Annotated in this window: 19 protein-coding genes; 10 read left to right on the top strand and 9 right to left on the bottom strand. The window is 58.0% G+C overall.

Annotation, left to right across the window (positions count from 1 at the left end):
• Nucleotides 1-467: 467 nt before the first annotated feature.
• Genes dtd through HMPREF2935_RS11300 form a run of 3 tightly spaced genes read right to left on the bottom strand, consistent with a single transcriptional unit; the run spans nt 468 to nt 3,060 of the window.
• Nucleotides 468-923: a D-aminoacyl-tRNA deacylase gene (gene dtd / locus HMPREF2935_RS11310; RefSeq protein WP_070497257.1), complete on the bottom strand. Its 456-nt coding sequence runs from the start codon at nt 921-923 to the stop codon at nt 468-470.
• Nucleotides 923-2,539 (bottom strand): DUF7782 domain-containing protein, encoded by a 1,617-nt coding sequence (locus HMPREF2935_RS11305; RefSeq protein ID WP_070733256.1) that lies wholly within the window; start codon nt 2,537-2,539, stop codon nt 923-925. The genes dtd and HMPREF2935_RS11305 overlap by 1 nt, the downstream gene beginning before the upstream one ends.
• Before the next feature lie 56 nt (nt 2,540-2,595).
• Entirely contained in the window at nt 2,596-3,060 is a 465-nt protein-coding gene (locus tag HMPREF2935_RS11300) for a DUF3099 domain-containing protein (RefSeq protein ID WP_083313234.1), read from the bottom strand.
• Between the two features lie 48 nt (nt 3,061-3,108).
• Between HMPREF2935_RS11300 and HMPREF2935_RS11295 the strand changes: the two genes are divergently transcribed.
• From HMPREF2935_RS11295 to HMPREF2935_RS11270, 6 genes are all read left to right on the top strand, one after another.
• Entirely contained in the window at nt 3,109-3,360 is a 252-nt protein-coding gene (locus HMPREF2935_RS11295) for a DUF3039 domain-containing protein (RefSeq protein ID WP_049192065.1), read from the top strand.
• 8 nt (nt 3,361-3,368) lie between these two features.
• Nucleotides 3,369-5,162 (top strand): DEAD/DEAH box helicase, encoded by a 1,794-nt coding sequence (locus HMPREF2935_RS11290; RefSeq protein ID WP_235597042.1) that lies wholly within the window; start codon nt 3,369-3,371, stop codon nt 5,160-5,162.
• A gap of 138 nt (nt 5,163-5,300) precedes the next feature.
• Complete coding sequence (locus HMPREF2935_RS11285) at nt 5,301-5,765, top strand: DUF4190 domain-containing protein (RefSeq protein WP_070733254.1); 465 nt, start codon at nt 5,301-5,303, stop codon at nt 5,763-5,765.
• Between the two features lie 124 nt (nt 5,766-5,889).
• Nucleotides 5,890-6,513 carry a hypothetical protein gene (locus HMPREF2935_RS11280; RefSeq protein ID WP_070733253.1) on the top strand — a complete coding sequence of 208 codons (624 nt, stop codon included), beginning with the start codon at nt 5,890-5,892 and terminating at the stop codon, nt 6,511-6,513.
• 232 nt (nt 6,514-6,745) lie between these two features.
• Complete coding sequence (locus tag HMPREF2935_RS11275; protein ID WP_070733250.1) at nt 6,746-7,459, top strand: 6-carboxyhexanoate--CoA ligase; 714 nt, start codon at nt 6,746-6,748, stop codon at nt 7,457-7,459.
• Nucleotides 7,456-8,634 carry an aminotransferase class I/II-fold pyridoxal phosphate-dependent enzyme gene (locus HMPREF2935_RS11270; RefSeq protein WP_070733248.1) on the top strand — a complete coding sequence of 393 codons (1,179 nt, stop codon included), beginning with the start codon at nt 7,456-7,458 and terminating at the stop codon, nt 8,632-8,634. Before HMPREF2935_RS11275 ends, HMPREF2935_RS11270 begins: the two co-directional genes overlap by 4 nt.
• Before the next feature lie 14 nt (nt 8,635-8,648).
• Here HMPREF2935_RS11270 and HMPREF2935_RS11265 read toward each other — a convergent pair whose 3' ends face one another.
• A complete protein-coding gene (locus tag HMPREF2935_RS11265; RefSeq protein WP_141756058.1) occupies nt 8,649-8,873 on the bottom strand; it encodes a hypothetical protein in 225 nt (74 codons plus the stop codon).
• A gap of 147 nt (nt 8,874-9,020) precedes the next feature.
• Here HMPREF2935_RS11265 and HMPREF2935_RS11260 point away from each other — a divergent pair, with 147 nt between their 5' ends.
• Complete coding sequence (locus HMPREF2935_RS11260; RefSeq protein WP_061922932.1) at nt 9,021-10,766, top strand: DUF262 domain-containing protein; 1,746 nt, start codon at nt 9,021-9,023, stop codon at nt 10,764-10,766.
• A 242-nt stretch (nt 10,767-11,008) separates the two neighbouring features.
• On the opposite strand, the gene HMPREF2935_RS11255 is transcribed toward HMPREF2935_RS11260, so the two are convergent.
• Together HMPREF2935_RS11255 and HMPREF2935_RS11250 are read right to left on the bottom strand one after the other, a co-directional pair.
• The gene (locus HMPREF2935_RS11255; RefSeq protein WP_070733460.1) at nt 11,009-16,033 is read right to left on the bottom strand and encodes a DEAD/DEAH box helicase; all 5,025 of its coding nucleotides are present in this window, start codon (nt 16,031-16,033) and stop codon (nt 11,009-11,011) included.
• Between the two features lie 82 nt (nt 16,034-16,115).
• On the bottom strand, nt 16,116-17,687 hold the full coding sequence (locus HMPREF2935_RS11250) for a hypothetical protein (protein WP_062038726.1): 1,572 nt from the start codon (nt 17,685-17,687) through the stop codon (nt 16,116-16,118).
• Nucleotides 17,688-17,912: 225 nt separating this feature from the next.
• Between HMPREF2935_RS11250 and dhaK the strand changes: the two genes are divergently transcribed.
• From dhaK to dhaM, 3 genes are read left to right on the top strand one after another with little or no spacing between them, the layout of a single operon-like run.
• The gene (gene dhaK / locus HMPREF2935_RS11245; protein WP_070733245.1) at nt 17,913-18,914 is read left to right on the top strand and encodes a dihydroxyacetone kinase subunit DhaK; all 1,002 of its coding nucleotides are present in this window, start codon (nt 17,913-17,915) and stop codon (nt 18,912-18,914) included.
• 46 nt (nt 18,915-18,960) lie between these two features.
• On the top strand, nt 18,961-19,569 hold the full coding sequence (gene dhaL, locus HMPREF2935_RS11240; protein WP_070733459.1) for a dihydroxyacetone kinase subunit DhaL: 609 nt from the start codon (nt 18,961-18,963) through the stop codon (nt 19,567-19,569).
• A 3-nt stretch (nt 19,570-19,572) separates the two neighbouring features.
• Entirely contained in the window at nt 19,573-20,268 is a 696-nt protein-coding gene (gene dhaM, locus HMPREF2935_RS11235; protein WP_061922923.1) for a dihydroxyacetone kinase phosphoryl donor subunit DhaM, read from the top strand.
• On the opposite strand, the gene HMPREF2935_RS11230 is transcribed toward dhaM, so the two are convergent.
• From HMPREF2935_RS11230 to HMPREF2935_RS13290, 3 genes are all read right to left on the bottom strand, one after another.
• A complete protein-coding gene (locus tag HMPREF2935_RS11230) occupies nt 20,265-21,026 on the bottom strand; it encodes an SDR family oxidoreductase (protein WP_070733243.1) in 762 nt (253 codons plus the stop codon). The genes dhaM and HMPREF2935_RS11230 overlap by 4 nt on opposite strands.
• Before the next feature lie 82 nt (nt 21,027-21,108).
• Complete coding sequence (locus HMPREF2935_RS11225) at nt 21,109-21,315, bottom strand: 5-oxoproline transporter, DUF979 family subunit (RefSeq protein ID WP_070456512.1); 207 nt, start codon at nt 21,313-21,315, stop codon at nt 21,109-21,111.
• Between the two features lie 83 nt (nt 21,316-21,398).
• Nucleotides 21,399-21,551 carry a hypothetical protein gene (locus tag HMPREF2935_RS13290; RefSeq protein ID WP_160330560.1) on the bottom strand — a complete coding sequence of 51 codons (153 nt, stop codon included), beginning with the start codon at nt 21,549-21,551 and terminating at the stop codon, nt 21,399-21,401.
• Between the last annotated feature and the right edge of the window lie 155 nt (nt 21,552-21,706).

The following is a 21,706-nucleotide window of genomic DNA, read 5'->3' as shown; positions in this document are numbered from 1 at the left end:
ACTGCTTTTGAGGTTTTCATGTTCTCAGGCATGTTTGGCTCATTCTCCGGATGGTTAGCGGTGTCTTTCCGCAAGACTGAGTGAGACATTTTTTGGTCTCCTTGATGTCTCTAGTTGGTTGACCGAAGCCTTAGAGCTTGGCGCAACTTTGCAAGTCTTGAGAATTTTCTCGCGGCTACAATTTTGCAACTGCAGTTGGACTTTTAACTCTGTGTCCTGCAGCTTCAGCCCTTGTTGCTTCGCTGTGTCTTTATCATAAGCCTGCTTGGAGAAGATTTGATAATAAATTATCGCATTGCAAGTACGTTTTTTATCACTCCCTTAAAATTTGAGTTTTTCGCCAGATTGTGCTTTGTTCAACACTCTAAATTAAACGATGAACTACGTCACAGCCAATAAGAAAAAGCGCAGGTAAAAGCACCTGCGCTCGGATGTATTAATCGCCCCTTGGGGTTAATTGATCCCCTTTAAGTTTCCACCAGAACGGTGAAAGGGCCTTGATTGACGGATGCAACTTCCATCATCGCGCCGAACTTTCCGGTCTCAACGTGGACGCCGCGTGCAAGAAGTTCTGCAATGATTTTCTCAATCACAGGCTCTGCTGCATCCCCGGGCGCGGCATCAGACCAAGAGGGGCGGCGGCCCTTGGCGGTCTTGCCATAGAGCGTAAATTGGCTAACTACCAGCACGGGAGCGCCTGCTTCCTCGACGGATTTCTCGCCTTCGAGGATGCGTAGCTCGGCAATCTTGCGCGCCATCTTTTCTATCTTGGCTTCTAGCTCTGCAGTATTTACTGCAGTGTCTTCGCGCGATACTCCCACAAGGGCGAGGAGCCCGCCGGTTTCTGGGCAATCGATTGCGCCTACGACCTCGCTATCTACGGTCACTGAAGCGCTGGATACTCGGGTTAAAACTGCGCGCATTAGTCTTCCTCCTCCGCAGTTGCGTTTTGGCCGGCAGCGACTGCGCCATTTTCAAGGTTGCAGAACGGGGCCAGTTCGGTGGGGATGATGAGGCCGTGGCGGATGAGGTCAACCATGGCCGGCAGCGCGGAGGCCACCAGCTCCCCCTCATCGAAGCCCTGGGCTGCGGCGTAGAGCTCGATGGTCTCGCCAAGGGAGAGCCCCGCTGGGTTTAAGCCGGCGACGATGGCCGCGATGTGCTTGTCGACGTCGTGGGACCAGCGTGGGCCCTCCGTGCGGGTAAGGCGCAGCGCGGCGGGGGCAAAGCCCATGCCCAACTCGGCGTCGGGAAGCTGCACGTCCTCGCGGGCCACGCCGGGGCGGACCTGGAAGTGATTGGTCTCTAGCTCGCCCGGGACAAGACCTCGGAGCCAGGCCACGCGCGCGAAGTATTCCTCTACTTCTGGGCCCAGGGGATCGGTGAAAGGCTGCGGCATGTACTCGGCGAGGACGTCGGAAGGCTCGTCATCGTCGATGCGCTGGATGGCCACAAAACCAAAGCCGATGCCGGTGACGTCGTGCTCGTTAAAGTGCTCAAGCCAAAGCCGGGCACGCTCGCGGCCGAGGTCGCTGCGAACGTCCACTGACTCGTCCTTAAGCCAGGTGGAGACGTAGAGGGCAGGGTCGGCGACGTCGCGCTGGATTATCCAGGCGGCCACGCCCTTTTCTGGCAGCCAGGAGGCCACGCGCTGCTGCCAGGACTGCTCGCCTTGGTGGACCCATGCTCCCAAGATGTGTGCGCTGCCGCCTGGCGCGAGGTGCTCGACCGCCTGGGAGACCACGAGCTCGCTGGCGCCGTCCAGGTTAAGCCCGGAGTCGCGGTAGATGTGGCCGACTTCCGGCAGGCCCACCACGAAAGGCGGGTTGGCCACGATGCGATCGAAGCGGCGGCCGGCTACTGGTTCAAACCAGGAGCCCTGGAGCAGCTCGACCTTTTCTTCTGCCGCGGGGCCTGCGGCGGCCAGCGTGGCGCGCGCGAGGTCCAGAGCGCGGGAGTGGAGGTCGGTGGCGGTGACGTGGGCGGCGGTGGAAAGCTGGCCGAGCAGCTGCACGCCGGAGCCGGTGCCTAGGTCCAATGTGGTCTCCACCGGAGTAAGCGGCGTCGATTGCAAAAGCGAGAGGCTGGCCGCTCCCACGCCGAGCACGTGCTCGGAGCCCGGGACGTGGTCCACCAGGGAAGCATCCACGTCAGAGAAGACCAGGCGGTTGGTGCCGACGATGATGTGTGGACGGATGTCATAGGCAATGTAGGCATTGCCGGACTCGTCCAGCTGCGCCACGCCTGCATCCATGAGCTTGGTAGCAAGGCGGGCGCCGAGGACGTCGGAAAGCTGCGTCGGAGCCACGGCGTCGTGCAGGATAAACAGACGGATGAGCGCGTCCAGCGTGGTATCACCCGCAGCGCCCAAGGCCACGGCGGCCGGCTCGCCGCGGTGAAGCGCTTCGGTGTACTCGGGGCCCAAGTGCCCAGCGATGCCGTCGGCGGTGAAACCGTGGGAGCTTAAGAACTCGCCAAGCTCCGCGGCGACTGCGGCGACGGGGAGCTCGGGATTGAAGTCAGGTCCAAATTTAGTCATCGTCTTTTCTCCGTCTTTTCTCCAGCCTTATTTCTTTATCTGTTTATCTATGCCGATTATTGCGAGTCGTCGTCATGATCGATGGTCTCGGCAGTCCGCTGCTCGATGCCCTCGCGCTTAGGCCGGGCTAGTTGCTCTGCCTGCATTTGCGCCATCTGGCGGGCAAGCGCCGGCTTATAGATGTTCTTTTCGCGCTTGTCCTTGCGCTGGCCCTGCGCGTTACCAATCACCACGGCGATCCACGGCAGCGGGAAGGTCACGGCGATGATTAAGGTGCCAGCGAGCCAGGCGTCGAAGAAGTACATGAGCGCGCCGCCTATGAGGAGGGAGGGGACGCGCAGAAACTGCAGGATGGAATAGATGACTTCGCGCCGATGCAACTGTTGGCCCGGGGAGAGCTGGGCGGTGGTGATGAGGTGGGCTTCGCGGCGTCGGAAAGGGCGCGCCCATCCGCGCCGCCCCGTTTGTGGGGTGCCGGAGGAATTTCGGCTTAACCTATCGCGCGAGTTCTTGGGGGACATGCGTACAAGGGTAGACGGGCGAGGTGCGAACTTCGACACCGATGCGGCATGATTGGTGGAGTGAGTACGACGACTAAGACGATTGAACGCCCCGACGTCCGCGAGGACACGTCCACTTCTGATGACACCCCGAAGTTCTTTCATTACGTAAAGAAAGACCAGATTTTGGACTCCGCAGTCAACGGTAAGTACGTCGTTGCGCTGTGTGGCGAGACCTTCCCCGTAACCAAGCAGGCAAAGCCCGGCTCCCCGGTATGCCCGGATTGTGAGCGCGTGTACAAGGGCCTGCGCCGCAAGTGAGCCGCCCGGTGAGTAATTCTGTGTCCCGCAACCCCAGAAGATTCGCCAACAACGGAAAGCTACGCGCCTGGCAGCAGGCCGCCCTCGACAAGTTCCTGGCCAAAAAGCCACAGGACTTCATGGCCGTGGCAACGCCTGGTGCAGGTAAGACCACCTTCGCTCTGCGCATTGCCACGGAGCTGATGGAAGACCGCACGGTCGAGCGCGTCATCGTCGTGGTGCCTACTGAACACCTGAAGATTCAGTGGTCCCAGTCGGCCGCGCGCGTGGGCTTGGCGCTGGATCCGAACTTCTCGAATTCTTCTGCCGTGAACCCGGCGATGGACGGCATCGTGGTGACCTATGCCCAGGTGGGCATGCACCCGTTCAAGCACCGCGCGGTGGCTTCGGCGCGCCGTACATTGGTGATCCTGGATGAGATTCACCACGCAGGTGACGCCAAGAGCTGGGGCGACGGCGTGCGCGAGGCTTATGACGATGTCGAGCACCGCCTGGCGCTTACAGGTACGCCTTTCCGATCTGACGATTCCCAGATCCCTTTTGTGCGCTACGAGGAAGACGGCGAGGGCCACCTGGTCTCTCGCTCGGATCACGCCTATAACTATGGCGATGCGCTTCGCGACGGCGTCGTGCGCCCCGTTGTGTTCTTGTCTTACTCAGGCGAGGCACGTTGGCGTGACTCCGCAGGTGAGGAATACGCCGCGCGTCTGGGCGATATCTTGAACCCTGAGCAGACAGCCCGTGCATGGAAGACGGCGCTGGACCCGAAGGGCGAGTGGATCCCGGCGGTGCTGCAGGCCGCACACACGCGCCTTATGCAGATGCGCCGCAACATGCCGGACGCCGGCGGCCTGGTGCTTGCTACCGATACGCAGACCGCGCGTGCCTACGCGAAGCTGCTGAAGCAGATTTCCTCGACCCCGGTCTCCGTGATCTTGTCCGATGACCCGGGCTCCTCGGATCGCATTGAGGAGTTTTCCAAGTCCACCGACGAGTGGATGGTGGCAGTGCGCATGGTGTCTGAAGGCGTCGACGTCCCGCGCCTAGCGGTGGGCGTTTACGCCACCTCGGCCTCGACTCCGCTGTTCTTCGCGCAGGCAATCGGCCGCTTCGTGCGATCGCGTATGCCCGGTGAGACCGCCTCGGTGTTCCTGCCTTCCGTGCCGGTGCTGCTGGGCCTGGCTGAGAACATGGAAAAGGAACGCAACCATGTTCTGGGTGAGGAAAAGGGCCCCGATAAAGAGGGCTGGGACGACGAGCTATTGGCGGAGGCCAATAGTAAGAAATCTGAGCCCGACATGCTCGAGCCCTCCTACGAGGCCCTCGGCGCTGAGGCGGAGTTTTCCGGCTTGCTGTTTAACGGCTCGCAGTTCAACACCGGCGACATCACCGAAGACGTCGACGCGGACTTCCTGGGCATCCCCGGGCTTCTCGACGCCGACCAGGTCAAGGACCTGCTGCGCAAAAAGCAGTCGGAGGAACTCGACCGCCGCGAAGCAGAGGAGAAGGCGCGCCGGGCTGCTGAGGCCGCTGAGGAACAGCGCCGCAAGCTCTACGGCATGCAGTACGCCCCGAAGCGCCGTGAGGAACCAGCCAACAACCAAGAATCCACCGGCGTGGTGGATGAGATTGGCAACCTGCGCAAGGAGCTCAACACCGTTGTCTCCATTACCGCGCAGCGCACCGGCCGCCCCCACGGCGCCATTCACACTGAGGTTCGCAAGGCCTGCGGCGGCCCACCCACCGCGCTTTGCGACGCCGAGCAACTGCGCCAGCGCATCGAGTACCTGCGCAAGTGGTAGGTGTCGCGACGCGGTGCACTCCTAGCGTGGAGCGCACCCAGCGTGGGCAACTTAGTCAAAAGCAGTAGTCAAAAGCAATAGAACGATTAGCGATAACACGATTAAGGCTTGTGGGCAGCACTCAAGGAGGCCAAGCGTATGACCACCCCGAACGACCCTCACACCCCGGGCAACGGGAAGAATTCCGACAGCGCCGAAGGTGCGGTATTCCCGGCCTATGCCGGTGGTGGTGTCGGTGAACCTCAAGCCGAAAAGAAAAGCGTGATCGCTATTTGGGCTCTCGTAATCGGCATCATTGCGCTGGTGTCTTTGTTCCTAGTTGTTCCACCGCTGCTGCTGGGGCCGATTGGCATCATCGTCTCCATCGTCGCATTGCTAAAAGGTAAGAAGCGACCAAAAGAGCTGCGCCGCGCCTGGATGTCCATCGCCGGCTTGATTACCTCAATTATCGCTTTAATCTTGTCCGTTGCTTTCTCGATTTACTTGTATACGCACATTGGTTGGACGATGACGCCTGACCCTGAAATGTGCACGACCATCGATGACCCAGCGCAAAAGCAAGCCTGCATGGAAGATTCTTTGAACGGCGCTACTCAAAACTAGATTGCCAGTGATTTCACAGGTTCCGTCAGTAACGTGGCCGGAAGCGTTTACAAACGCATAAGCTATTTAACGCACATATTCGATAAAAGCACGCAATTAGGGCTGCCCCAAGGAGGCCAACCACATGACCACCCCGAACAACCCAGAGAACCCGTACAACGCAGAGAACCCGGACAACGCAAAGAGCCCATTTAGCAGCGACAGCACCAGCAAGCTGCCGTCCTACGGTGAGGCAACCTCCAAGGCCAACGAGGAGCGCGCTCACGACGTCGACGCCGCAAACAACCACGATGGCCTGAACGACCACACCGCTCACGACCACGCCTCCCACGATGCTTACGGCACGAACACAACCGCCGCTGGCACCGGCTACCCGGCCTACGCTGGTGCCAACAACCAGCCGGCAAAGAAGAACGCCGTTGCTATCTGGGCGATGGTCATCGGCATCATCGCGCTGCTGTCCCTGCTGCTGATTGTTCCGCCGCTCCTGCTTGGCCCAATCGGCATCATCGTCTCCATCATCGCGCTGGTCGTTGGCGGCAAGCGCCCGAAGGAGCTGCGACGCACCTGGATGTCCATCGTCGGCCTGATTACTTCCATTCTGGCTCTCGGTGGCACCATCGCCGTCATGGCCCTCGGCGTGAAGGTCCTCGGCGACACTGGCGCCGACAAGTGCCTGGAGCTGCAGGACCCTGCCCAGCAGCAGGCCTGCATGGAGGATAGCCTAGGCACCGCAGCACAGCAGTAGGGGAAATACCCACACATCGCACTAAGCAACCCCCACGAGCCCCGACCACATATGTGGTTGGAAGGCACGTGGGGGTTCTTAATGTCTCGTGGAAGTCGCTCTGTCACTTGGCGTCGGTAAGTGCGTTTCCGAGCGGAACTAGGAGAGGGGATTAACCCTGTTTCGATAATTATTGAACGGTGTTCAAGATGCTGGGCTACGATACCTGCATGGCAAAACCTCGACTGTGCTGATGAGTATCAAGATGCGTGCAAGCCTTGAAGGTAGGCATATCTCGGGTGCAGAACGCATCGTAGAACCGCACCTTGTTCCTCGTGTGAGCTCAGAGCTTGCTACTCGTGCGTTGCGGCACGAAAAGGGCGTGCCGGATTCCATCAATATCGCTACGAGGGCGGTTGCAGCAAGCGACATTGCTCATGTCAGTGCCTTGAAGGTGAGTACACGGGATTGCGAGAACCCGGAGTCTGCACAAACAGCGATGATAGCCGTGCTCGCTAAGGGCAACCGAGTTTCCGAGAGCGCAGCCCGCCGAGGTATCGAGCTTCTGTACCGCACCCGCGATATGCGCGGTGCGAGCATCGTCTGTGCTGAAACCGGCGAGCGTCTAGACACTCATGGGCAACGTGGCGTTCGGGTGGGAACATTTGATTGGGCTGATTCCTTTTGCGCCGAGTCGAAGAACCATCGGGCTGATGCCGTTGCTTTAGCATCCAAGGCTCTTGCTGCGCCGGGCATTGTCGCGGAAGTCTGTATTTCCGATGACCCGAGCTACACCACGGGTTATGTTGCGGTCGAAGGTTCCTATACGGCTTTGCACAACGTCAAGGCTGAAGGCGGGAAACAAGGCGGACGTGTCTTGTTCTATTCAGGCGCACTTAGTGCACTTCCGGCGACAGAGCAGTGGCTGCGTGAAAAGCCTGTCCTCGTGGAAGGATCTTGGCAATGAGCCTGGAAGACTGGGCATTCAGTTCTAATGCTTCGTGGCGTGAGCGTGGTCTGGAAAGAGTCGAAAGGATCATTAGCGGTAGTCAAAGTCCGCGCACCGTGGTCGATGGGCGTGAAACGCTGCTTGCGGGATCGTCTGATTACCTGGGGCTCGGGGCGAATCGCGCGCTTGCCGACGCAGCCCACGAAGCAACGCTGCGCGCCGGGGTGGGGTCGGGAGGATCGCGACTGACTACGGGTACGAGTGATTATCATGTCGCGCTCGAGCGTGATCTGGCTGGTTTTGTCGGTGCGCCGGCAGCGCTCGTGTTCGGTTCGGGTTACCACGCCAACATGGGAGTAATCCCTGCGCTTGCTGCAGCTGCGCGAGATCGTGGCGAGAGACTTTCTATTTTCTCTGACGCTGATAATCATGCGAGCATCATCGACGGCATCCGGCTGGCCAAGTCGAGCTACCAAGGGGTCCGGTCATCTGTTTATCCGCACCTCGACGTGAAAACCTTAGAAGAGCAGCTAGCTGCCGATGCATCAGAGCGCCGATTGATTGTCAGTGACGGCGTATTTTCCATGTCCGGCGAGCTTGCGAATCTCCATGCGCTTCAGGAACTTGCTCAGGATTACAACGCCTGGTTGATGATCGATGACGCGCACGGGATCGGCACACTTGGCAGAAATGGACGCGGCGTTTGTGAGCATTTCGATTTACCTTTGCCGGATATCTATATCGGTACCGCTAGCAAAGCCCTAGGTGTGGCGGGCGCTTTCGTCGTGGGCAGTGAGCCACTTATCGAGCTATGCCGCCAACGCTGCCGCAGCTATATCTTCTCAACGTCCATGCCGCCATCGCAGGCAGTCACCATCAGCGCGGCGTTAGCTCTTGTTCCTTCGCATGCGCCTCGGCTTGCCCGCGTCGTGCACAACCTTCGGCAGCGTCTGCGGGCGACCGGATGGAAAGTGGTGGACTCGCCCGCACCTATTATCGTCCTGCCAGTAGGCGCTGAGGACGCAGCTATGGAGCGTGCGGCACAGGCAGCTGAAAGGGGAGTAATTGTTTCTCCGATCCGCTATCCGTCGGTACCGCTCGGACAGGCATTGCTAAGACTTACAGCTCATGCCGACTACTCCGAGGAAGATATTGCGCTCATTGTCGATGCAGTAGGCCCCGCGCCTCAATAACGAGACCGCGACGCTCACCACAAAGTAGCCATCACGACGAGAGTTAGTCCCATCAGAGCTGCCTGCCAGATTATGTGATGGCCGAAGGCACTAAACCCTGTAGCGGTAAAGATGTTGAGAAACTCTTTGGTTAGCAGCGCTACGACTATTGCGGCAAAAGCGATAGCGCAGGCGGCGTGGAAGAGGACGGAGAACTGCGTGAAACCTGGCGCCTTGCGCTCACGCACCATGGATTTCACGAGAGGGACGGTGCCCGAAAAGCACAACGCAAAGTCTTCTCTAATCCGCTGCAATGACGTGACAGGTAATATTTAGTCCAGTACAGGCGACCACTTTCTCTGCCCTGTAAGTTCCCTTTTCGCTATCTAATTCACAGAGGAACCTAGATGTCTAAACTCAGCGTCGATCAGAAGTCCGTTTCGGCACTTATTAATCAAACCACTACGACGAGCTTTCTCATTCCGGATTACCAACGCCCCTATGCATGGACTGAAGACGAATGCGCAACGTTGTGGGACGACATTGAAGCGTTTTGTATTCCGGAGGGTAACGCAGACGCGTTTGACCCCAGCGATGAATATTTTCTGGGGCCGATTGTTACTTTCCGCAATGATGCAGGGCAATTGGAAGTCATTGATGGTCAGCAGCGTCTAACGACGCTTATGCTTTTGCTGCGTGCGTTCTACGAGAAGTTCCAGTACATGCAAGATCCGAACTCGAAAACCACCTTCCGCGAGATTGCTCAATGCATTTGGCGTACTACTGAGTTTGGTGATCGCATTCCTGATCAGCTGCGCATTGATTCAGAAGTAGCTTCTGATGACGATAAGGATGAATTCCGTTTTATCCTCAACGAGGGGAAAATTCCCGACGGTGCACACAGCGCGTATGCAAAGAACTACTCCTATTTCGAGGGGCGTGTTGATCGGTTCATCAACGAATATCCGTCATACACAGCGCGGTTGGCTAACCGAATTCTCAAGAAAGTTATTCTTCTGCCCATCGAGGCCGAGTCACAAGACACGGCTCTTCGGATTTTCTCGACACTGAATGATCGCGGCCTGCCACTGGCAGACGCTGATATTTTTAAGTCGCAATTCTATAAGTACTTCACCGCAAAGAACGAGAAAGAGGGATTTATCGAGCGGTGGAAAGCGCTTGAAGAGACCGCTACACGTGTGTTCTCGCATACCCGTGGAAATAACAATCCCATGGATGAGCTTTTTACGCGGTACATGTATTACCAGCGAGCATTGAAGGGAATCAGGACAACTACAACGGAAGGCCTGCGTGACTTCTATGAACGTGATTCCTATGCGTTGTTGAAGAAAGAAGAATCGCTTGAAGACCTTGAATCCCTCGTTGCCTTCTGGGACAGAGTCGACCAGCAAGAAGAGTTTTCGGAACGCGTCAATAAACGCCTGTATGTCTTGAACTACGCCCCGAACAGCATGTGGACCTATATCGTCTCCGTGTACTTCCTCAAGAACCGTGACGAGAATGGGAATCTCGAAGAAGAAAATTTCTTCGACTTCCTTGCTCTTATAACTGGCTTCATCTTTGCTTATGCCGTTCATCGCCCCGGTGTCAACGCACTTCGAACGCCTCTGTTCCCCGCGATGATTTCAATCGTTAACGACGAAAAGGTAACTTTCGAAAATTATCGCTTTGATCGCCAGCAGTTGATTGAGCAGTTGAATTCCTTCACGTTCAGCAACAATCGCCCGATCACTAAGTCCATGGTCCTGTGGTGGGCGTTTGAACAGCCCGGTCAGACCGTGCTGGACAATGATACGAAGCTCGAGATTGAACACATCTACTCTCGGGCCCGAGCAAACAAGGAGAATTCTCTTTCGTCGAAGGGATTGCTTGAGTCGCTGGGTAATAAAGCCTTCCTCGAAAAGAACATCAATATTCGGGCTTCTGACTACCGTTTTGAGGACAAGACTCGCTACTACACCGGCTACACCACGGCGAATGGCGTCGAGAAGGCCGGAACGAAGAATCAGGAGCTTCAATCGATCGCAAGCCAGCAGGAAGATTTCACTGAGGAAAACATCGTCGAGCGAAAGAGCGCCATTATAAATGGGCTCATCGATTACCTCGACCAGTGGAATTTGATCGAAAACTAGGCCAATCACGCTCGACGACCTCGCCAAGGTAATCCGCGAGGAACCCCGACGGGACTCATTGAAAGTGCCCGCGAAAGGCCTCGGCCTCGGCCTGCCACCTGCATGTGCGAGACATATTCTGTCTCGCCGCGCAGAATTGGTGGCCTTGAAATGATTCTTTCAGAGACTAAAAAGAGGAAGCGCCCGCGCTGTACTGAGGCGCAGGCTCGACCCCGGTTTAATCGATGGCATGTCCCCCAGAGCTACTTATTTTCGCCAACCTCTCTGATTCCTTCGACGATTCGTACAGTCTCCACCGCCACGCGCGTGACCTTCGCGATGAGGTCCACGATGTACCGCGGATTTCCCACCTCGTCAGCCCAGTCGTTGGGGTCGTTGACGATTCCCGATGCCTTATCCTTCTTCACTTGGTACCGGTCAATAATCCACGCCAGCGCAGACCGCGAGCCGAGCATGTACTCGTCCGCTTCGGCCGGGATGTCGCGCACGGTCACGGACTTGTTGTAGACCAACGTCGTTACATCGTTGACGTTCTTACCCGTCTCCGAGTCCTTCCTCTTCGCCCACTTCATCTTCTGCACGCGCCACGTCTCGCGGTCGGACTCGTCTGCCGATGCCTTCACCTCCACCGTGACCGGCCACGGCTCCACGTCCTCGTAGTTCACATGCAGATCCATGAGCTCCCGGCCGGCGTCAGCCAGCTGGTCGAACCGCGCCCGCGACGTCGGCGTTTCGATATGCGGCAGCATCTTCTTCAGGTCCGCGGCGTACTTCTCCCGATACCCCGAGTCATGCAGCTGCCCGTAGACGAAGTAGAAGATGTCATCCTTCGTCACATCCGAGCCCAGCGCCTCACGGTAAATCCCAAGTATCTCGTCCGTGACGTTGTCCACACGCCGGTACCCGTCGAGGATTTCTCCTTCCATACCAGGCTCCCAGCCTTCCGATGCCCCCAACCCAAAGTCCAGCTCGCCCTCCGGCGCCTTGATGGGTTCCCAGGTCCAGCGGGGGAAGAATTGGCCGGAATGCAGGGAATGCATGTTAGGCAACAGTTTGGACCCCAGCAAAGTGTATTGGTACATAGCCGCTGGACCAGTCATCATGATCCCGAGATTCTCGTGGATTGCAGTAGGGAAAATCCTTGGCAGTTGGTAAACCATATCGTTGACCGGTGGATCAAAATACACAAATTGTTGGTTTTCTGGTCGATACAGAGATTGAACGATGCGTTCCTTGTCGAAAGAGATAGATTTTTCCGCCGCAAGCTGTTGCTTAAGGCTGCGGTTCCAAGAAATTCGAGAGAGATCTGTATATTGAGGATTCTCGGACAAGAATTGGTTTACGTCGAGCTCTTTGGGCTTTGAAACATTGTTAGTTTGCACCCATTCAGAGAATGAATTTCGTGCGGCCGCGTAAGTATCGATCAGTACCTTCATTTTTGTTGCTACTGATGCGCGCGAAGGTCCGTAGCACCACGAATCACGGGCAGTCTTTAAACCTGCAGAGAAATTTTTGAAGATTGCTGGAATGTCATCCGACTTCTTGTCGCCAAGGACAGGCCACGTCTCGAAGTCCTCATCACGCTGATTGAGCCAGTCACCGTAAATATTGGGGTCAATAATTTGCCAATCGACATTATCGAGCGTGGAGCGATCAACAATCGTAAGTTTTTCGTCTGCACTGAGGTAGTCGCCAATATCGCGGTAGTGGATACAGACATCGTCTGGGAATTCGCGTTTTACGGCGATGATGATCGCGATAGTTGTGCGTCCGCCGTCACGGAAGACATTGCCTGCTTCTTGTCGTCGAACGTCGCCTGCAGTACGCGCATTACCGCGAAGGTTGTACACGTAAATGTCGCTGAGTTCGTCGTCTAGTGAAAGGCGCACCCCATCGGCGGTGTTTCCGTCTATCCAGCCGCCGTTGGACACGAACGCCATGACGCCGTGTGTACCGAGTCGGTCGATTGACCAGCGGAAGGCGCGGAGGTAGGAATCGTACAGTGAGTTCTTGTTTGTAGCGGACGAGTTGGCGGCGAAGGTTTCCTCGATACGTTTGTCGAGAGTCGGGTACTTGAGGTTTTGGTTGTTATCGTTCGCGCTCGTCTGGCCTACGGAGTAGGGCGGGTTGCCGATGATGACGTTGATCGGCGCTGACTTTTGGCGCTCGATCGCAGCGTTATTTTCCTTGAAGACTGTGAGGTCGAGGATGTCGCCTTCTTCGTGGATCTGGAAGGTATCGGCAAGTGCGATGCCGTCGAAGGGGACGTACGCGGGTTCAGGCTCATTGTTGCGCTGGGCGCGTTCGGCTTGGAGAGCGTTGTAGGTTGTCTCGATGTTGACGGCGGCGACGTAGTAGGCGAGCAGCATGATCTCAGTGGCATGGAGTTCGCCAGCGTACTTGCGGGCGAGGTCGTCGGGTTCGATGAGACCCGACTGGAGGAGTCTGACCATGAACGTGCCGGTGCCGGTGAAGGGGTCGAGAATGTGGACGCCTTCGTCGGTGAGCCCCTTGCCGAAGTGCCAGCGGGAGATTTGATCGGCGGAGCGGAGGATGAAGTCGACGATTTCGACTGGAGTGTAGACAATGCCGAGGGCCTCGGACTGTTTCTTGAAAGCTTTGCGGAAGAATCGTTCGTAGAGGTCCTTGATCACTTGCTGCTTGCCGGAAGCGGAGGAGACCTCGGAGGCGCGGATGCGGACCGACTCGTAGAACTTCGTCAGAGACTCGGTCTCCGACTCGAGCTTGGCGTCCGAGAGCGCGTCGACCATGCGCTGCATGACGCGGGCGACCGGGTTGTGTGCGGCAAAGTCATGCTCGGTGAAGAGAGCGTTGAAGACCGGGGCAGTGATCAGGTGCTGCGAGAGCATGCTGATGGCTTCGTCCTCGGTAATCGAGTCGTTGAGGTTCCCGCGCAGGCCCTCGATGAAGACCTCGAATTCCTTGCGGATCGTGTCGTCCGCAGCATTGATGAGTGCCTTGATGCGAGCGATTTGTGCTTCGGCGATCGTGGCGACATCGTCAGCCCAGTCTTCCCAGTAGGTGCGCGTGCCGACCTTGTCAACCAGCTTGACGTACATGGCCTCCTGCCAGGCCTCGAGAGAGAACAGCGTCATCTGCTCCGCGGTGAGTTGTTCCTTTTCACCTCCGCGGTGTTCTGGCTCACCTGATGACCTCCGATCTCCCGCATTGAGCTTTTGGCGTGCGCGGCGAGCCTTTTCTTCGTCGGATTCTTGGTCAGGCGAGGGCTTAGGAACGGGAATCGGAACAATCGGGAGTTCCGTCTTCTCGTTGAGCGCAATCGAGTTGACCTTCGCGTTGAAGCGGTCATCGTGGGCGCGCAGAGCGTTGAGGATCTGCCAGACCACGCGGAAGCGCGTGTTGTCATTGAGCGCCTGGGACGGGGAGACTCCCGGCGGGATGGCGACGGGCAGGATGATATAGCCGTAGTCCTTGCCCTCGGCTTTGCGCATGACGCGGCCGACGGACTGGACGACGTCGACCATGGAATTGCGCGGGTGGAAAAAGATGACGCTATCGAGGGCGGGGACGTCCACGCCTTCGGAGAGACAGCGGGCGTTGGTAAGGATGCGGGTTTCGTCTTCGGGGATGGAGGACTCAAGCCACGAGATCTTATTGCCGCGCTCGAGGGCGTTCATGGTGCCATCGACGTGCTCGACGGCGACCTGAAGATCGATGTTGAGCAGGCTGACGTCGTTGGTGGCGGCGTGGTCCTTGAGCTGTTCTTGGTACTGGCGGATGAGCGTGGGGAAGGTCTCTTGGATGGTCTTCGAGGCCTTGATGTCCTTGGCGAAGGCGACGGTGCGGCGCATGGGTTGGGCGTTCGCTTCAAAGCCGGACTTGGTGTCTTGCTCGGCACCCGAACGCTTCGCGAGTCCGTTCCACGCGCCGATCATGGCAGAGGCAGTGGTGAGGTTGATTTCGTTGGTGGGGTTGGTAGCGAGGACGTCGGCGGCGATGTCTTCCTCGACGGTCATGACGAGAACCTTGTAGTCGGTGAGTAGACCCTTGTCCACGGCCTCGCCGAAGCCGAGGCGGTAGAACTCGGGGCCGTAGATGGCCTCGTCATCCATGGAGGCAAGCTCCGCGGAATGCTCAGCGGCCTTGCCCTTTATATTGTCATCGAACAGGCGGGGAGTCGCGGTCATGTAGAGACGCTTGCTAGCCTTGATGTATTTTTCGTCGTGAATCTTCACGAAGTTGGAGGCATCCTCCCCGGCGAGGGTGACGCCGGTGGTGCGGTGAGCTTCATCGCAGATGACGAGATCGAAGTCGTCCATGCCGAGTTCCTGGGCCTCGTGAATGGCCTCAATGGACTGGTACGTGGAGAAGATGACGTTGATACCGGCACGACGCTTGCCCTGCGCGGTGCGCTCGGCAATGTTCTTGCCGTTGGTAGAGACCGGAACCTCCAAGTCATAGGAGGCAATGTCTTCAGCCTTCTTGGAGACCTTCGTATCCGAACAGACTGCGTAGGACTTCAGCGGCAGGTGCTCCTGGTTCTGTGCGGTCCATTCTTTTAACGTCTGCGAGAGCAAGGAGATGGAGGGAACGAGGAAGAGGACGCGGGCCTTGTTGCCGTTGAGCTCCGCGAAGCGCTCCGCCAGACGCAGGGCGGTAAACGTCTTTCCCGTACCGCACGCCATGATGAGCTTTCCACGGTCGTGTGTTTCAAAGCCTGCGATAGCCTTCGAGATCGCTTCTTGCTGGTGCGGGCGCGGGGAGAAAACCTCGCGCCGGGTGAGGTTAATTTCGATCTCAGAACCCGGGAAGGTCACATCCCAGTCGATAGGGGATTCTGCAATCGCTGCCGTGCCGATACGGTTGGTTGGGATGAGCTGGTGCTCCAGCATCTCCTCAGCATTCTTTGACCATCGCTCCGACGTGGAGATGATGATCCGCTGTGCGAAGGATTCTGTGCCCTTGTCTGTAGTAAACGAGTGTCCGGATGCCTCAAAGAAGGAATCAAGGTGACGCTTCTGGATATAGGTATCCGGCTTGTAGAACTTGCACTGGATGGCAACCCACGCGTCGTCATCGGCGCGCCGGGCAACGAGGTCGATGCCGGTGTCTTGCTTACCGCCGTTGAACTCCCAATCGCTCCAACGGCTGACTTCCGAGAACTGCTCCTGGAGGACGGGATCGGTTCGGAAGTAGTTGACCATTAACTTTTCGAACTTAATGCCGTACGAGCCTTGAGGCTGATTTTCACGGAGCTGGGCTAGGACTTCACCGAAAGCAGACATGGTGTCCATTATGGACTACACATGAGTTCTCCACTTCCAAATGGTGGCGATGTTGTGCAGCCGGGGTGGATGACTTGAGCCATTAGTAGAGCCCTGCATTCCTCATCATGCTCTGTCGTGTTTGAGAGATGAGGTAGCCGCTCAAGGGGCGGCCGGAGTGGATGGCGGCATCGTAAAGATAGTTGTGGAGGGTATCGGCACGCGAGCGGGGGCTGGTGCGTAAATCGAAGTCACGTTGGATCTGGGCGACTACGAATGGCACGGCGTTGATCTCGGAGACCGCGATTAGAAGTGCGGCGACGCTGCGCTCCACTGTGGCGTTGGTCGAGCTAAATTGCTTCGGCTTGTCGTGGGCTAGGGCGCTCAGGAGCCGGCGAGTGGATGTTAGCAGTTCCGGATCGATCTCTGGGTGATCGTTAAACCACTCGGTGATAAGTGCGTCCCATTGCTTTACACCAGCGATAACGTCTGGGGCTAGGGCGCTGAGTTTGGTGTCCTCGGAGGGGAGAGGGGAATCGTCGAGCTGTGCGTCGAAGCGGGAGGTCTCGGGGTCGGGCATGCCAGGGCCGAGGCCGATGGCATCTGGGCCGTAGCCATAGGAACCGAAGTCGGATTGTGCTTGGAGTTCCCTGCGGAAGCGCTTTCCTTCTTCCTTTAGTGCTGAGTCGAGCTGCCTTTGGATGTGGGCGGGGCGTCCTGCGACTTCGCCGGTCCAGGTGACGAACTTGGTGAGGACGCGTGGGAAGCACCGGAGGAACGAGTCACGGGCTATGACTTTGCGGGCTACGAGGGTCAGAGCTATTTCCACACGTAGTGGGGACCAGTGGTAGAGGTCGGCCATGGTGTAATTGGCTGTGATGCTGAGTAGCGTCTCGGTAGCATCGGCCTCCTCCTTCTTAAGCGGAACGGCATCCAGGAAGGCGGCCAATGTTTCTTCAGTTTCGGAATTATCGCCTTCTTCAAGACGAATACGGCGGCCGATGATACCGGGACTGGAGACAGTAGCAGGGACATTATCTAGTAGCGAGAGCACCCAGCGCAGCAGCGGACGGGTGGTAGGCCAGCTTTCACCAGGGCCGTCGTCGACTGTGATCTCATCTAGCCAGATGGCGTTGCTGAGGAAATCGGCCAGGCCCTCCTGGCTCGTAGGGCCGAAGCTCTCCATGGACTCATCCTTGGACATGATCTCCATAACCTGCTGTGCATTGGCCTCGGTGAGGAAACAGTCATAAATCGAGCCATTGCCGCCTGCTAGGTCAATGGAGACATTCACCGTCAGGGGCGCAGAGTGCGGGACGGATAGCTCGAGAGTGTAGTAATGGACATCCCCGTAGTACTGCGTAGCCTCGATGACGTTGACTACGCTGGCTTGCTCAAGGTGAGCAAGCCAGGTCGGTTCCTGCGGTAAGTCATCGCGCCGGGCGAGCTCAGCGCGATGGAGCTTTACGCGCTCTTTATCTTCATCCAGCAGGGCGGCGGCCCAGAGTACCGCGGTCGTCTCTGGGGCGGGGTTATCCCACATGGCTTCAAAGAACTCGGCAGGCTTTTGCGAGAAATCGTCATCCAGGGACAGGATCGCAGAGACCCACTGAAGCAGATCGATGGGGCTTGAACTGTCCAGGAAGGCCGCAAGGGCGGGCGTGAAGGCATTCATGACACCAGAGTCTATCCATGCATCCGCGGCAGCGGGGCTGTGTACTCTCGAGTGTTATGTCGAAATTCGACGTAGTGAGCTGGGAATATTTTTTGATTTGTAGACGGGTATTTTCGGCGTCTCCATTTTCTTAAGTTTGCGTTCATCTATGCGGATCCGCGTGTAGGCTCGGCACTGTTATAACCAGTGAAATTGGGTTAATTCGACATCCCAAGGAGATACGTGATGAAAAAGCTCATCAACTCACCGGAGAACGTAGTGGCGGAGTCTGTGGAGGGCTTCGCGCTGGCACACGGAGACATCGTCAAGCGCTTTACTGAGCCGCTGTTTGTGGCGCGTGCGCAGAAGAAGGACCAGGGCAAGGTTGCGATTGTCTCTGGTGGTGGCTCGGGTCATGAGCCGCTCCACGCCGGCTTCGTGGGCCACGGCATGTTGGATGCGGCGGTGCCGGGCGCGATGTTTACGTCGCCGACGCCGGATGCGATCCAGGCGGCGACCGATGAGGTAAATGCTGGCGCTGGTGTGCTTTACATCGTGAAGAACTACACCGGCGATGTTCTTAACTTCGATACTGCCGCTGAGCTGGCTGAGTTTGACGACATCGAGGTCAGCCAGGTCATCGTTGATGATGACGTGGCGGTGGAGGATTCCACCTACACTGCGGGCCGTCGCGGTGTGGCAGGTACGCTGCTCGTGGAGAAGCTGGCAGGTGCAGCCGCTGAGCGCGGCGATGACCTCGCTTCTGTCACGGCCGTGGCGAAGAAGGTCGTGGAGAACACCGCGACCATGGGCGCAGCATTGAGCGCTTGCACCGTGCCGCACGTGGGCAAGCCTTCCTTTGACCTCGCAGATGATGAGGTTGAGCTCGGTGTTGGCATCCACGGCGAGCCGGGACGCAAGGAGATCCCGTTGGTCTCCGCGGACGATGTCGCCGATCACCTTATGGAGCCGATTCTTGCCGACCTGAAGTTGGCAGAAGGCGAGCGAACCATCGTCGTCGTCAATGGCATGGGTGCCACCCCGGCGTCGGAGCTCTACGTGGTCTTCCGCAGGGTGGCGCAACGCCTTAGCGAGGCGGGCGTGAGCATTGAACGCTCCCTCGTAGGCAACTTCGTCACCAGCCTGGACATGGCGGGATGTTCCGTGACCGTTATGCGCGCCGACGATGAAGACATCGAGCTGTTCGACGCACCATGCCATACCGCCGCACTACGCCAAGGAGAATAAAGTGACTTCTGTTGAAACTTTGAACACCGAATGGGCCCTGGCTTGGATGAAGGGCTGCGCCGAGCAGGCCCACGAGCACCGGGAGGAGCTCATTGAGCTTGACCGTGTCATCGGCGATAGCGACCATGGCGAAAACGTGGACCGTGGTTTCCGTGCGGTCGTGGAAAAGCTCGAAGCAGATGCCTCGGAAAGCATCGTGGATGTGCTGAAGCTGACGGCCAAGACCTTGATGTCCACCGTCGGCGGCGCATCTGGTCCGCTTTTGGGAACTGCATTCCTGCGCGCTGCTAAGTCAGTCGGCGGTGAAGCGCTTGATGGCGCTGGCGCGGCCGCGCTCATTGAGGCGGCACTCGAGGGCATCACCACCCGTGGTAAGGCCGCCGAAGGGGAGAAGACCATGGTTGATGCGTGGGCGCCGGCGGCGCGTGCTGCCCGCGAGCAGGCTGATGCCGGGGCGGGAGTTGCCGACGTTCTGCGCGTGGCAGCCGATGCCGCAGCCGAAGGCGCCGAGGCAACCATTCCACTCGTTGCCACCAAGGGCCGTGCTTCCTACTTGGGTGAGCGCTCTGTTGGCCATAAGGATCCAGGTGCTGCTTCGACCGCGCTGTTTATTGCTGCAGCTGCTGACGCTGCTTCTGCTGTAAAGGAGGGTTAGGGCATGGCAGAACCGAAAGTGGGCTTGGTCCTAGTTTCGCACTCAGCCAAGCTGGCCGAAGGCCTTGCTGAGCTGGCTGGGCAGATGGCCGCTGACGTGCGTATCGCAGCCGCGGGTGGTCTGGAGTCCGGTGAAATCGGAACCTCGTATGACCTCATCGAGTCGGCTATTAATGACCTGCTCGGGGAAGGCCTCGCAGTTGTTGTTCTCACCGACTTGGGCTCGGCAACAATGACCGTTGAGTCGGTGCTGGAGTTCCTTGACGATGAGCCGGTGAAGTTCGTGGACGCACCGCTCGTGGAGGCTGCTATCGCTGCGGCTACTGCGGCGCAGCAAGGTGATGACCTTGACGAAGTTGCTGTTGCTGCCGAGCGCGCCATCGAGGTGTTCGTGCCAAAGAAAGTGGCGGAACGCAAGGCAGACGTCGCAGACGGCGATGCATACTCACGGTCGGCAACCGTGGCTGATGCTGCTGGTCTCCATGCACGCCCTGCAGCGAAGGTGGCTGAGATGGCCGCGGAGGCAAGTGGCGACATTGTCATTGCATTCGATGACGACCGAGCTGATGCCGATTCCGCCATGATGCTGATGTCCTTGGGCGCCGCGCAGGGCGACACCGTGACGATCATCGGTGATTCAGCGGATAAGCCGATTGTCGACAAAATCGCTGATGCTATTGCGGATGGTCTCGATAACTAGGTTGACAGCACTTGGTAGATGACCTTGGCTACGCGGTCGGGCACCATGTTGCGGGCTACGCGGGCTGCTTTGTCTTGGGCGCCGACGCCCCAGTGGAGGCGGCCTTTGTCCCAGCGGTTCTTGGGGTTGGCGGCGCGCCAGATGGCTTGCGCGACGTCGTCTGGCGTGAGGTTTACGCCGAGGCGTGCGACGGTTTTGGACTTGACGTCGGAGATGGGCGTCTTTGCCCACAGCGGATTGATGTCGAGCACGCGGATCTTGTCGCGGCGCCACTCGAGGTCGAGGGTTTCAGTCATGGACTGGACATAGGCCTTGGTGGCGGCGTAGACGCCGACGTCGGGGATGCCGTAGCAGCCGGCGATGGAGGCGATGTTGATTAGCTGGGAGCCGGGAGTCTTCTTCAGATAGGGGTAAGCAGCGCGTGCGCCGAGGGTGACGCCTAGTGCGTTGACGTCGATGACGGCGCGGATACGCGCGGGTTCGCTTTCCGCGATGGTGGCGGAGTCGATGATGCCGGCGTTGTTGTCGAGGATGTCGAGCCTGCCGCCGGTGAGTTTGGTGAACTCGGATAGGGCAGCGTCCCAGGACTCCGGTTTGGTTACGTCAAGCTCGTAGAAGGTGATGCCGTCACCGAGGATGGAATCGTCGGCTGGTGGACGGAGATCGCCCAGTCCGACGATGTAGCCTTCATTGCGGAAAATACGGGCTACGGCGAGACCGAAGCCGCCGCAGCCGCCGGAGATAAAAATCGACTTCATTCCGCAATGCTAACTGTTTCCTAAGTCATAGGAAAGAGTTTTATAGGCCGATGTCTTTGTTTTCTTTTGTGGCTTTGGCTCGCTAGAAGGCGAATACGCGCATCATGATTGTGATGGCCACCAGCATGATGATGGCGGTGGGGTTTCCGTCGAAGTTCTCAACGAGAACTGGCCAGCCGATGGCAGCGGTCATGATGGGGAACGCGGCGAAGGCGTTGCCCATGACCACGGTGAACAGCGCGTTGCTCGAGCAGTACGCGATGACGCTCCAGAGCAGGGCTTCCTGCACAATCGGCTTCGGGGCTTGTAGGGGCTAGGCCGCTGCGGCCTCCCGGGCTGTGGGGATGTCTCTGTAGAGCTCTCCGCTGCGCATCATTGCGAACAGGACGTTGAGGCGTCGGCGTCGCTGGCCAGGAATTCGCTGACGTCCATGCCAATGACGAAGTCATAGGCCATGAGTCTGTGCTTCCTAGCGATGAGTAGGGAGTTGAATAGATGAGCTTCATCGCTGGGGTGGTCGGACATACTTGCGCTGGCATCCACATTACTGTGAAACCTCATGCCACCCGGGCCGGGCCAGGTTCCTATTGAGCTGTTTGAGTATGTCATTGTCTTCGGCGGCATCACCCCCGGATCATTTTCAGAGACAGGGACAGGAATAAGCCATACCGAAGCCAGCG

Origin of the sequence: Corynebacterium sp. HMSC076D02, from assembly GCF_001813815.1 — a bacterium.
In the GTDB taxonomy this organism is placed as follows: Bacteria; Actinomycetota; Actinomycetes; order Mycobacteriales; family Mycobacteriaceae; genus Corynebacterium; species Corynebacterium simulans.
Note: the sequence above shows the minus strand (reverse complement) of the source record. Positions and strands in the feature narration are given on the sequence as shown.

Bases quoted from the DNA above. Each gene is read 5' to 3' on its own strand.
- dtd (WP_070497257.1), bottom strand. From the start codon at position 923: ATGCGCGCAGTTTTAACCCGAGTATCCAGCGCTTCAGTGACCGTAGAT.
- HMPREF2935_RS11305 (WP_070733256.1), bottom strand. From the start codon at position 2,539: ATGACTAAATTTGGACCTGACTTCAATCCCGAGCTCCCCGTCGCCGCA.
- HMPREF2935_RS11300 (WP_083313234.1), bottom strand. From the start codon at position 3,060: ATGTCCCCCAAGAACTCGCGCGATAGGTTAAGCCGAAATTCCTCCGGC.
- HMPREF2935_RS11295 (WP_049192065.1), top strand. From the start codon at position 3,109: ATGATTGGTGGAGTGAGTACGACGACTAAGACGATTGAACGCCCCGAC.
- HMPREF2935_RS11285 (WP_070733254.1), top strand. From the start codon at position 5,301: ATGACCACCCCGAACGACCCTCACACCCCGGGCAACGGGAAGAATTCC.
- HMPREF2935_RS11280 (WP_070733253.1), top strand. From the start codon at position 5,890: ATGACCACCCCGAACAACCCAGAGAACCCGTACAACGCAGAGAACCCG.
- HMPREF2935_RS11275 (WP_070733250.1), top strand. From the start codon at position 6,746: ATGAGTATCAAGATGCGTGCAAGCCTTGAAGGTAGGCATATCTCGGGT.
- HMPREF2935_RS11270 (WP_070733248.1), top strand. From the start codon at position 7,456: ATGAGCCTGGAAGACTGGGCATTCAGTTCTAATGCTTCGTGGCGTGAG.
- HMPREF2935_RS11260 (WP_061922932.1), top strand. From the start codon at position 9,021: ATGTCTAAACTCAGCGTCGATCAGAAGTCCGTTTCGGCACTTATTAAT.
- HMPREF2935_RS11255 (WP_070733460.1), bottom strand. From the start codon at position 16,033: ATGTCTGCTTTCGGTGAAGTCCTAGCCCAGCTCCGTGAAAATCAGCCT.
- HMPREF2935_RS11250 (WP_062038726.1), bottom strand. From the start codon at position 17,687: ATGAATGCCTTCACGCCCGCCCTTGCGGCCTTCCTGGACAGTTCAAGC.
- dhaK (WP_070733245.1), top strand. From the start codon at position 17,913: ATGAAAAAGCTCATCAACTCACCGGAGAACGTAGTGGCGGAGTCTGTG.
- dhaL (WP_070733459.1), top strand. From the start codon at position 18,961: ATGAAGGGCTGCGCCGAGCAGGCCCACGAGCACCGGGAGGAGCTCATT.
- dhaM (WP_061922923.1), top strand. From the start codon at position 19,573: ATGGCAGAACCGAAAGTGGGCTTGGTCCTAGTTTCGCACTCAGCCAAG.
- HMPREF2935_RS11230 (WP_070733243.1), bottom strand. From the start codon at position 21,026: ATGAAGTCGATTTTTATCTCCGGCGGCTGCGGCGGCTTCGGTCTCGCC.
- HMPREF2935_RS13290 (WP_160330560.1), bottom strand. From the start codon at position 21,551: ATGTCCGACCACCCCAGCGATGAAGCTCATCTATTCAACTCCCTACTC.